Source organism: uncultured Rothia sp., assembly GCF_963507905.1.
Lineage (GTDB): Bacteria > Actinomycetota > Actinomycetes > Actinomycetales > Micrococcaceae > Rothia.
On the sequence record NZ_CAUOUU010000001.1, the window covers coordinates 346,609 to 357,681 of the forward strand.

10 protein-coding genes and 1 tRNA gene are annotated in these 11,073 nt (G+C 59.0%); 9 read left to right on the top strand and 2 right to left on the bottom strand.

All coding sequences use genetic code 11. The features are described 5' to 3' along the window. The first annotated feature begins 104 nt into the window (after positions 1-104). Positions 105-794, top strand: coding sequence for an FABP family protein (locus RQ593_RS01475; protein WP_311449619.1), 690 nt, complete (start codon positions 105-107; stop codon positions 792-794). Between the two features lie 65 nt (positions 795-859). Beyond that, entirely contained in the window at positions 860-2,095 is a 1,236-nt protein-coding gene (locus RQ593_RS01480) for a folate-binding protein (RefSeq protein WP_311449620.1), read from the top strand. Positions 2,096-2,219: 124 nt separating this feature from the next. Here RQ593_RS01480 and RQ593_RS01485 read toward each other — a convergent pair whose 3' ends face one another. Continuing rightward, complete coding sequence (locus tag RQ593_RS01485) at positions 2,220-3,251, bottom strand: 6-phosphofructokinase (protein ID WP_219100791.1); 1,032 nt, start codon at positions 3,249-3,251, stop codon at positions 2,220-2,222. Positions 3,252-3,750: 499 nt separating this feature from the next. Next, the gene (locus RQ593_RS01490) at positions 3,751-4,953 is read right to left on the bottom strand and encodes a pyridoxal phosphate-dependent aminotransferase (RefSeq protein ID WP_311449621.1); all 1,203 of its coding nucleotides are present in this window, start codon (positions 4,951-4,953) and stop codon (positions 3,751-3,753) included. Between the two features lie 355 nt (positions 4,954-5,308). Here RQ593_RS01490 and RQ593_RS01495 point away from each other — a divergent pair. From RQ593_RS01495 to RQ593_RS01525, 7 genes are all read left to right on the top strand, one after another. Continuing rightward, positions 5,309-5,381, top strand: a tRNA-Trp gene (locus RQ593_RS01495). A 77-nt stretch (positions 5,382-5,458) separates the two neighbouring features. After that, a complete protein-coding gene (gene secE / locus RQ593_RS01500; protein WP_219100795.1) occupies positions 5,459-5,737 on the top strand; it encodes a preprotein translocase subunit SecE in 279 nt (92 codons plus the stop codon). A 104-nt stretch (positions 5,738-5,841) separates the two neighbouring features. Beyond that, positions 5,842-6,588: a transcription termination/antitermination protein NusG gene (gene nusG, locus RQ593_RS01505; protein WP_012903012.1), complete on the top strand. Its 747-nt coding sequence runs from the start codon at positions 5,842-5,844 to the stop codon at positions 6,586-6,588. A 264-nt stretch (positions 6,589-6,852) separates the two neighbouring features. Further along, positions 6,853-7,281, top strand: coding sequence for a 50S ribosomal protein L11 (rplK, locus tag RQ593_RS01510; RefSeq protein WP_005504870.1), 429 nt, complete (start codon positions 6,853-6,855; stop codon positions 7,279-7,281). 137 nt (positions 7,282-7,418) lie between these two features. After that, positions 7,419-8,114 carry a 50S ribosomal protein L1 gene (rplA, locus tag RQ593_RS01515; protein ID WP_311449622.1) on the top strand — a complete coding sequence of 232 codons (696 nt, stop codon included), beginning with the start codon at positions 7,419-7,421 and terminating at the stop codon, positions 8,112-8,114. A gap of 265 nt (positions 8,115-8,379) precedes the next feature. After that, complete coding sequence (locus RQ593_RS01520; RefSeq protein WP_311449623.1) at positions 8,380-9,354, top strand: TDT family transporter; 975 nt, start codon at positions 8,380-8,382, stop codon at positions 9,352-9,354. 101 nt (positions 9,355-9,455) lie between these two features. Then, positions 9,456-10,583: an ABC transporter ATP-binding protein gene (locus tag RQ593_RS01525; protein ID WP_311449624.1), complete on the top strand. Its 1,128-nt coding sequence runs from the start codon at positions 9,456-9,458 to the stop codon at positions 10,581-10,583. Positions 10,584-11,073 lie beyond the last annotated feature (490 nt).

The following is an 11,073-nucleotide window of genomic DNA, read 5'->3' on the forward strand; positions in this document are numbered from 1 at the left end:
ACTGTTCACTCTGCAGACGGCGGCGCTACCCCGTGCCGTGGACAAACGTGCCGTGGGCGAACGAATAGGGCACTGTTTTACCCACGGGTACTAGAATAGAAGGTATGGCTATTGAAATCCCTACTAACCTAACCCCTGAACTTGTTCCCTTCGCATGGCTGCTCGGCACCTGGGAAGGTACCGGAACCATGTGGTACGAAGGCCAGGAAAACACCCCCTTCGGCCAGATTATTACTTTTGAGCAGGACGGTCTGCCCTTCATCGAATACCGCGCTGAGTCTTTCCTGCTCGATGACGAGGGTCAGAAGCTGCGCCCCATCACCGTTGAAACCGGTTTCTGGCAGATTGACCGCCCCCTGACCGACGCCGACGGCGGCTTCGGTATTGTCCCCAAGGATGTTGTACCCGCCTTCCCCGACGCCGAGAGCGTTGAAACCCTGCGCAACGAGGACGACGGCTTCTCCCTGCTGGCGACCATCGCGCACCCCGGCGGTATTAGCGAAAACTACGTGGGCATGGTCAAGGGCCCGGTCATTCGCATGCAGACCGGCAACCTGCTGCGCGACGACATCTCCCACGACTACGCGGGCTCCGTGCGCCTGTGGGGCCTGGTCAACGGCAACCTCATGTGGGACTGGGAAGTCACGGACGCCGAGGGCAAGCTGCACAAGCACGCCTCCGCTGAGCTGCGTAAGACCTCGTCGATGACCGGCGATTCCCTGGGCACCTCGATGTTCGGTTCCCTGGACGGCGAAGAGCCCACCGGTGAGCCCGGCTCCGAGCCCACCGCCTAATAACTAACGTGTGTCTGCCCCGCCGGTCGGCGGGGCAGACACTTTGTGTGAAAGGTGCACCTTCCGTGACTGAATCTTCGCTTGAAGCGCCTCATGCTGAGGTATCCCAGCCCGATGCTACCCGCCCGGCGAGCCCCCTGCTGAGCCTGCACGGCGCTTTTGCCGCCTCCGGGCTGGATGCCGGCGTCGCCGCGCACTACGGCAACCCCATGCTGGAGCAGCGCGCCCTCAGCTTTGACCGCTCCGCCGAGGCTGGCGAACCGCTGGTGCTGGTGGATCGCTCCTCCCTGGGCGTGGTGCGTGTTGAGGGGCCGGACCGCCAGAATTGGCTGACCTCCATCGCCTCGCAGATTCTGACCGGTATGACCGCGGGGGAGAGCCGCGAGTTCCTGCTGCTTTCCCCTCAGGGGCGCGTGGAGTACGCACCCGCCGCAATTGAAGACGGCGAGGCACTCTGGCTGATTGTGGAGGGCAACCAGGCGCAGCCTCTGACCGATTACCTGAACCGTATGAAGTTCATGATGCGCGTTGAGGTGCAGAACCTCAGCGACGAGTACGCCGTGCTGGAGAGTGCCCGCAACCCGATCCTGCAGGACGGTTCGGTGCATCCGGCGCTCGCTGAGGCTCAGCCGCTGGTGTGGGAGGATCCTTGGCACACTCCGGCACCGGGTAGCTACCGTTACGATGAGGCGGGCGATAACCACCCGGGTGAGGACTACAAGCGTTTCTTGAGCATTGTGCCGCGCTCTGTTCTGCCCGCCCTAGCTGACTCCGAGGACGTTCGCTGGGCAGGTCTGTGGGCTGCGGAGGCTCTGCGTATTGAGGCGTGGCGCCCGCGCTACGGCACCGAGGCTGACGATAAGACCATCCCTCAGGAGCTGGATTACACCCGTACCGCGGTGCATTTCGATAAGGGCTGCTACAAGGGTCAGGAGACGGTGGCTCGCGTGCATAACCTGGGTCGCCCGCCGCGCCGTCTGGTGTTCTTGGATATTGACGGTTCGGAGCACACCCTGCCAGCGGCAGGTAGCGAACTGTTTGTGGAGGGCAAGTCCCGCCCGGTCGGTCGCATTACCTCTGTGGCGTTGCATTATGAGGCGGGTCCGATTGCGTTGGCTGTAATCAAACGCGGCGTTGATCCGCAGGCGCCTTTGCGCGCGGTCGATGGCGGTGACTTCCTGCCCGATGGATCGCCAGCGCCGGCGACCGAGTACGCGGTGGCTCAGACGACGGTGGTTTCGCCGGAATCCGGTGAAGTGGCGCGTCGTTCTTTGGCAGGTCAGGACTTCTTAAAGCGCTAGAGCATCCGACTAGGCAATAGCAGCTGACTACCTGCATAAAACCGCGGAGGCGGACACTCGTTGCGAGTGCCCGCCTCCACGGTTTTAGTATGTGTGCCCAGCTAATGTGCTGAGGCTGCGGGGTTTAGCGGCCGAAGAGGACGGCTGCTTCTTCCCAGCGTTCCTGAGGTACGGACTTCAGACCATCCAGTGCCTCTTCGAGGGGTACGTACTTGATTTCGGTGCCCTGAACGGAGACCATCTTGCCCCACTGCTTCTGAGCGACCATGTCGACTGCGCCCATGCCCAGGCGGGTTGCGAGCACGCGGTCGTAGCCGGTGGGTGCGCCACCGCGCTGGATGTGGCCCAGGATGGTGTTGCGGGTTTCGACGCCGGTCATCTTCTCGATTTCCTGGGTGATGTACTCACCGATACCACCGAGACGGGGACGACCGTCCTTCTCGGTACCCTTGTTTGCCATGACGTCGTCGAAGCCTTCGGGGATGAAGCCTTCAGCAACAACGACCAGGGGAGAGCGGCCGCGGTCGTGTACTTCCTTGACCCAGTTTGCAACCTGCTCCATGGAGACCTTGACCTCGGGGATCAGGATTGCGTGTGCGCCTGCTGCCATGCCGGAGTGCAGTGCGATCCAGCCGACGTGGCGGCCCATGACCTCGGCGACCATGCAACGGTGGTGCGATTCGCCGGTGGTGCGGATGCGGTCCATTGCCTCGGTTGCGATGGACACTGCGGTGTCGAAGCCGAAGGTGTAGTCGGTTGCGCGCAGGTCGTTGTCAATGGTCTTGGGGACACCGATGACGGGCAGGCCTGCGTCTGCCAGACGCTTTGCGCCTGCGAGGGTGCCTTCACCGCCGATAGCGACGATTGCGTCGATGCCGTGGCGTTCCATCATGATTTCGATGTTTTCGGGGCCACCGTTGGGGCCGTCGAAGGGGTTGGTGCGGGAGGTACCGATGATGGTACCGCCCTGGGATGCCAGACCGCGGACCTTCTGGCGGGGCAGGTCCATGTAGTCGCCTTCAACGACGCCGCGCCAGCCATCGCGGAAGCCGACGAACTCGTAGCCGTACTTCTTGACGCCGTTGAGGACAGCGCCGCGGATAACAGCGTTCAGGCCGGGGCAGTCGCCGCCGGAAGTAAGCAGACCGATCTTCATGGTTGGCTCCTAATGTCTGCGCGTTTTAGGTGTTGTGCGCGCGTGTATATAACTATGACCTCCACAAATTCGGCGCGCGGATGTGCGCCGGATGGGAGGTCGTTCTCTTGGTCTCTATTTTAGCGATGTTTGGGTTGTGTGGGTAGTGGTGGAAAGCCGTGGGAACGCCCGTTTTGGTGCTGAAAAGTTCAGGTTTTTAACACCTGTATGTTTGGGTTTGAAACACAAATAGCCGCCCTTTCCCACCTATGGCACCGAAGAGACGAATGAGGCTTCCTCGCATCTGTAAAGATGCGGGAAGCCTCATTCGTTTTAAAAATATTTTTAAATATTTGTGGGATTCTCGGTTTTTAGGACAGGAAACGGTCAATAGCCCTGTGATTGATCGTTTTGCGCCGGTCCATCCCACGTCTGAACCCACGCCTAATCCCATGTCTGAACCGCAGCCTCCATCGAGGTGAGTTGCACGGTTCAGTGCGCGCGGTCAGGGGGTAAGGAACTAGTCGCGTACCTGACCGAGGAACTTCTGCAGACGTGCCAGGCCCTCCGCCAGGTCCTCGTCGCTCAGGGCGTAGGAGAGGCGCAGGTAGCCGCTGGGGCCGAACGCCTCACCGGGAACTACGGCGACCTCAGCCTTTTCGAGGATGAGCTCAGCCAGTTCTGCACTGGTCTGCGGGCGTACGCCTGCGATTTCCTTGCCGAGCAGTTCGCGTACATCCGGGTAGGCGTAGAACGCGCCGGTGGGTACGGGGCAGTGAACGCCTTCAATAGCGTTCAGGCCCTCCACAATGGCGCGGCGGCGGCGATCGAAGGCGGCGTGCATGATTTCCACGTCATCCTGCGGGCCAGTCAGTGCTTCAAGGGCGGCACGCTGGGCGATGTTGTTGACGTTGGAGGTCATGTGGGACTGCAGGTTGGAGGCTGCGGCGATAACGTCGCGCGGGCCAATCATCCAGCCCACACGCCAACCGGTCATGGCGTAGGTCTTTGCCACGCCGTTGAGAATGACGCACAAATCAGCGAGCTCGGGTACTGCCTTCAGGATGGAGACTGCCTTAACACCGTCATAGGTGAGGTGTTCGTAAATCTCGTCGGTCAGAACGAAAATACCCTTGGACAGTGCCCATTCGCCGATGGCGCGGGTTTCCTCTTCGGTGTAGACGGCACCGGTCGGGTTGGAGGGGGAGACGAAGATAAGTGCCTTGGTGGCGGGGGTGTATGCGGCTTCGAGCTGCTCGACGGTGACCTTGTAGTGCTGGTCGCTACCGGCGAACACCTCGATGGGGTTGCCGCCTGCCAGGCGGATGCACTCGGGGTAGGTGGTCCAGTAGGGTGCGGGCAGTAGGACATCGTCGCCTTCGTCGATGACGGTTGCGAAGGCCTGGTAGACGGCCTGCTTGCCACCGTTGGTGACGATAACCTGGGAGGGGTCAATCTCTACGCCGGAGTCGCGCAGGGTCTTTTCAGCGATGGCCTTCTTCAGTTCGGGAAGACCGGAAGCGGGGGAGTAGCGGAAGTTCTTGGGGTCGTTGAGCGCTTCGCGTGCTGCGTCAACAATGTGCGCGGGGGTGGGGAAGTCCGGTTCGCCTGCGCCGAAACCGATGACGGGGCGTCCCTGAGCCTTGAGTGCTTTTGCCTTTGCGTCGACGGCAAGGGTTGCGGAGGGTGCGATGGCACCGATGCGGCTTGAAATACGCGCCATGGGGCTCTCTTCTCTTTCTTCTTGTGCGCTGCCGGCGTGAAGTCGACAAGGAAATAGGTGATGGGAATACGCGTGGGGGACCAATTCGCGCGTGATGGGCGCGGGTGTGAGCGGCGTTCCTTAGTAATAGGATACGGGTCACTAGTGGTGATGCGGAACCCTTCGTCAAGGTATCTCAAGAGGTTTTTCGAAAAAATATTACATTCTGAAGTTGCATCGGCCCCGAAAGATGGTTTACAGTTAGTTCTGCACCCGTAAGGGTGTAATTGTTTGCCCCTCTAAAGCCACGGCTTAGGAGGCAATGGAGGAGCAAGCGAGTGAGAAGCAACTCTCACACCTGAAGTGAAAACTTCAAAGGGTGGTGGCTCAATTGGTAGAGCAGCGGTCTCCAAAACCGCAGGTTGCAGGTTCGAGTCCTGTCCGCCCTGCTTTTATTGCCTCAATAACATCTTCGTACGCCCGTTCCCCGGGCGTACTTTTTTAGACTCAGAAAGGGGCAGAAGAAATGGCATCATCTGCTACCGCCGAGAAGGCTGTTCAGCCCGGCGCATCGTCGAAGAGCGATAAGAAGCTCGGTTTCTTCGGCCGTATTTTTGCATTCCTCCGTGAAGTTATTGCGGAGTTGAAGAAGGTTACTACTCCCACCGGGCGCGAACTGGTTGGTTACTTCTTCGGAGTTCTGTTCTTTGTCGTGGTGATGCTCCTGCTTATTTCTGGTCTGGATTATCTTTTCGGCCAGGGAGCATTCTGGATTTTCGGTAACGGAACGATCAAGCGTAACTAGTACTGGCTGCATCCTGATCTGGGGTGCCCCATCAGTGATTTCCCTCAGCGTATTGGCGAGTGGGAGTCCCCTCTAGATGATTAACGATAGAAAGTAGGAGCGACGTGTCCGAGCAGGAACTGGTATCCGAGATTGAAGAGGTCGAGGTAGCCGCTGCTGAGGCTACTGAGGAGTCTGCGGCTATTGAGCAGCAGGCTGAGGAAGCTACCGAGGCTGTCGAGGTGGCTGAGGCAGCTGCTGAGGCGGCTGAGGAAGTCGACGCTCTGGAAGAATTCAAGTCCAAGCTGCGCCGTCAGGCGGGCGACTGGTACGTGGTGCACACCTACTCCGGTTACGAGAACAAGGTGAAGACCGGTATCGAGACCCGTATCCAGAACCTGGAAGCTGAAGATGAAATCTTCGAGGTTCAGGTTCCCATGGAGACCGTGGTTGAGTTCAAGAACACCGTGAAGAAGACCATCCGCCGCGTGCGCGTTCCCGGTTACGTTCTGGTGCGTATGGAACTGACCGACCACTCGTGGGGCGTTGTCCGCCACACCCCCGGTGTGACTGGCTTCGTGGGTCAGGATGCGTACAACCCGGTCCCGCTACGTATGGACGAGGTCTTTGACATGCTCCTGCCGGTCTTCGAAGAGCAGCAGCAGAGCCAGGGCCTGCCCGTTTCCAAGCCCGTTATCGAGTCTGACTACACTGTGGGCGAGAACGTCCGCGTGAAGTCCGGCGCTTTCGAGGGCATGGACGCTACCGTTTCGGAGATCAAGGGCGAGTCCCAGCAGATTGTCGTGATGATTTCCGTCTTCGGCCGCGACACCCCGGTGACCTTGAGCTTCACCGAGATCGAAAAGATTTAACGCTTCTAGCGTGTGAATATGAGCCTCGCACTGTTGGTGTGGGGCTCATATTTTGTAGTGGCTGTATAAGCGGCGGCTGTGCGGGTGAGGTTTAACCTTTCTGCTAGCTGGCACTGGATTAAGTCGCTGATTAACGCTAGAATGTTGGTTTGTGTATGCGCATGTCACGCTTTCATGCGGATGCACGGGTGACCGCGCCACGGTCACCGTCTTGCCGGCGTACGCTCCTGTGCGTCGGTTCCCAGCTAAGAAAAGGACCCTACATTGGCTCCCAAGAAGAAGGTCACTGGCCTCATCAAGCTGCAGATCCAGGCAGGCGCCGCTAACCCGGCTCCCCCCGTCGGCCCCGCACTGGGCTCGCACGGTGTGAACATCATGGAGTTCTGCAAGGCATACAACGCTGCAACTGAGTCGCAGCGCGGTAACATCATCCCCGTTGAGATTACCGTCTACGAGGATCGCTCCTTCACCTTCATCACCAAGACTCCTCCGGCTTCCCAGCTGATCAAGAAGGCTGCTGGCGTTGCTAAGGGCTCCGCTGTTCCTCACACCACCAAGGTTGGTTCGCTGACCGAGGCTCAGGTGCGCGAGATCGCTGAGACCAAGATGCCCGACCTGAACGCAAACGACCTGGATGCTGCTTCCAAGATCATCGCAGGTACCGCTCGTTCCATGGGTATCACCGTCGAGTAATTTCGGTTCGCCGAATAGCCGAGTAATCGGCACCGTAGATTTTTCTACACAGAACTTGTAAATGCCCGTCGTATGGACGGGATGTGGCAGAGCCGAGCGCGGCTCACGAGACCACAACTGCATAAGGAGAAAAGCAGATGGCAAAGCGCAGCAAGGCGTACAAGGCAGCTGTAGCCAAGATTGAAGAGGGTAAGCTCTACACCCCCGCTGAGGCAGTTGCCCTGGCGAAGGAAACCTCTTCCACCAAGACCGACGCAACCGTTGAGGTTGCACTGCGTCTGTCCGTTGACCCCCGTAAGGCAGACCAGATGGTTCGCGGTACCGTGAACCTGCCCCACGGCACCGGTAAGACCGCTCGCGTGGTTGTTTTCGCAGCAGGCCCCAAGGCTGCTGAGGCTGAGGCAGCTGGCGCTGACTACGTTGGTTCCGACGAGCTGATCGCAAAGGTCGCTGGCGGCTGGACCGACTTCGACGCAGCGGTTGCAACCCCCGACATGATGGGCAAGGTCGGCCGCCTGGGTAAGATCCTGGGTCCCCGTAACCTGATGCCGAACCCCAAGACCGGTACCGTGACCATGGATGTTGCAAAGGCTGTTGCAGACATCAAGGGCGGTAAGATCGACTTCCGCGTTGACCGTAACTCCAACCTGCACTTCATCATCGGTAAGGCTTCCTTCACCGCTGAGCAGCTGGAGGAGAACTTCCAGGCAGCTCTGGAAGAGGTTAACCGCCTGAAGCCCTCTTCGGCTAAGGGTCGTTACATCTCCAAGGCAACCGTTGCTACCACCTTCGGCCCCGGCATCCCCGTTGATCCGGCTGCCGTTGCTGCCTAAGGTATGCACCTGTAGCTTCTAGCATGAGCTAGTAGTCGCCCCCGACGTTTAGGCGTCGGGGGCGATTTTTTATGCGCGGATTTATATGAAGAAACACGACGTTGCGTGGCGAGAATCGGTTAATGTACGTCATAGACTTCCAACTTGTATAGGGTTAAAACGTAGAATGAACCCCTGGCTGTGATTGCTTCTTCCGGTATCTGAACCGTTGACGGAAGAAGCCCGCGCGCTTCCTTATCACCCCATCTATGACGAGAGAGAGTCCATGTCTTCTTCTACCCAGAATGCGCAGATAGCCAGTCGAGGCCTTAGTGTGCCGGTTAATTATTTTGCAGTGGCGCTGGGTACCGGCGCATTGGGTGCCGCTTGGCGTACCGGTGCGTCGAAGGGAATGGCGCCCGATTGGGTGGGCGAGAGCATCCTGGCTTTTAACGCCGTGGTGTGGTTGCTCCTTGTGGGTTTTCTGGTTCACTCAGTGGTGAAGTACCGGGCGTGGGTGCGTGGTTTTTGGGAGCATCCGGCGCGTACCTGTTTCTTTTCACTGATTCCGGCGACGACCGCGCAGGTGGGTGCGGCCCTCTACCCGTATGCTGAGGTTCCGGCTCTGACCCTGGTTGTGCTGGGAGCTGTGGGACAGCTGTATTTTGCCTCTCACCGTATCGCAGGCACGTGGCGTGGCGGGTATGCGCCCGAGGCGGCCTCGCCGGTGCTGTATCTGCCCACTGTGGCGACAAATTTTGCGACCGCTACGGCGATGGGTTTTGTGGGGTGGCGCGATATGGCGATGCTTTTCTTTGGTGCGGGCCTGATTTCGTGGTTCAGTATCGAGGCTGTGATTCTGAGCCGCTTGCGCACCCTGACTCCACTGCCTCAGGGGGAGCGCGGCATTATTGGTATCCAGATGGCACCGCCTTTTGTGGGGGGTAATGCGTACTTGGCGGCTAATGGTGGCACGGTTGACTGGTTCTTTCTGGTGCTGACGGGTTACGGCATTCTGCAGCTGATCTTCCTGATGCGTTTGCTCCCCTGGGTGCTTGAGGGCGGTTTCTCGATGAGCATGTGGGGCTTCTCCTTCGGTATGGCTTCCATGGTTGCGAGCGGTATCCGTTTGACGGCTGCTGGCTCGCTGGGGCTGGTGGGTCCTGTCTTGACGGTGGCGGGTACGGTTTTCCTCATCTTCCTGTGGGCGGGCACGCTGCATATGGCGTTGAAGGGGCGTTTGCTGGTACGCCCGAGCTAGGGTGCTCACATGAGACTCCGGCGTGAGGTTCGCGCACCGTTTTATGACGGTGCTTATCTTCTGCGCCCGTGCCGGGTGTGAGTTTCGGCGATAATGGGGGAATGACTTCTGCATCCCACTCTTCTGCCTCGGCGGAGCCCTTTGAGGGCCTGCGCATTCGAGGCGTCGCTAAGACCTTTGGCACCGATACGACGGTTCTGAATGAGATTGACCTGGATGTGCACCCGGGTGAGCTGATTTCTCTGGTTGGTTCTTCGGGTACGGGCAAGTCCACTCTGCTGCGCATTATTGCCGGCCTGGAGGAGCCGAGCGCGGGTAGGGTAACCTATGCCGGTCAGCCTCTGGAGCGCGGCTCGGTGGGTGTGGTTTTTCAGCGCCCTATTCTGTACCCGCACCTGAGCGTGAAGGACAATATTCTGTTCCCGACCCGGCTGGGCGCGTTCGCCGGTCGGGTTGATATGGACTACTACCGTGAGCTGCTGGAGGCGTTGAAGCTTGATGGCTTGGAGTCTCGTAAGCCCTCGCAGTTATCGGGCGGTCAGGCGCAGCGTGTGGGTATTGCGCGTGCTTTGATTCGTCGTGCCCCGGTGGTTCTTTTTGATGAGCCGCTGGCGAGTGTGGATGAAGAGATGAGCGCGAGTATCCGCGCCGATATTGTGCGCCTGCATGAGCGTTACGGTTTTACGGGCCTGTACGTGACCCATGATCAGAATGAGGCGCTCATGCTGGGCCAGCGGGTGGCGGTGATGGATGCCGGTTACCTGGTGCAGGTGGATACTCCGGAGCGTCTGCTGGCGCATCCGCATACTCTGCAGGTGGCGAAGCTTTTGGCGGCGCCCGCACTGAACCTTGTGGCTCTTGAGGACTCTGCGGTTCTACCTGCCGGGTGTGAGCTGGCGATTCGTGCGACTGCTTTGTACCCCGTGGCGGCTGATGCTGCTCATTCCCTGCCGGTGCAGGTGCTCGGTAGTCGCCACCTGGTGGGTGGAATGCTGTACCGTGCGCGTTTGCTGGAGGCGGTTTCCCTACCTCTGGAATCTCGGCGGGCTTCGGCGGATTCTGAGCTGAGTGCCCGAATGTATGCCCGGGTGCGTGCCGGTCAGGAGCTTGAGTTCTTTATTCCGGATGCGCAGGGCGGTACCTCCCTCAGTGTGGGGGATCGGGTGCACCTGGGGGTGGCGGCGGAGCGTTGCTTCTTGTTCTCGGAGGGAAAGCGGTTTTACCTCTAAAACACGTCTTTGCTGGCTTTTAGCTGGGGCAAAAGCGCGGGTTAATCGGCTTAAAGAGGGGCTTTAAGTGATTAACCCCGCTTAATCCCATGAATTTCTTGTTTTAACTTGCGGCGAGGGCTTTAACCTGAGATGATGAATGAACCAAAGACCGCCGGTCTAGAACTATGTCCTCTATCGCCACCTCGGTGGAGACGAAGAACAGAGTTCTGATAAGAGCAGATTTCGCTAGAAATCGCCGCCCGCGTAGGTAACTCGAAGTGAATAGCCGTTACCCCCATTCAGGGTGCCGTCTATCGTGCCTCGTACGCCTACGCGTCGGGGCATTTTTTATTGCTTGCAATAAATGCTTCGAGGCTCTACCGGCGACCTTACAAGAATCGGAAGAAGGAACTACCATGGCGACTCAGGAAAAGATCGCTGCAGTATCCGAGCTGAAGGAACTCTTCGAAGCTTCGAACGCAGTCATCCTGACCGAATACCGCGGTCT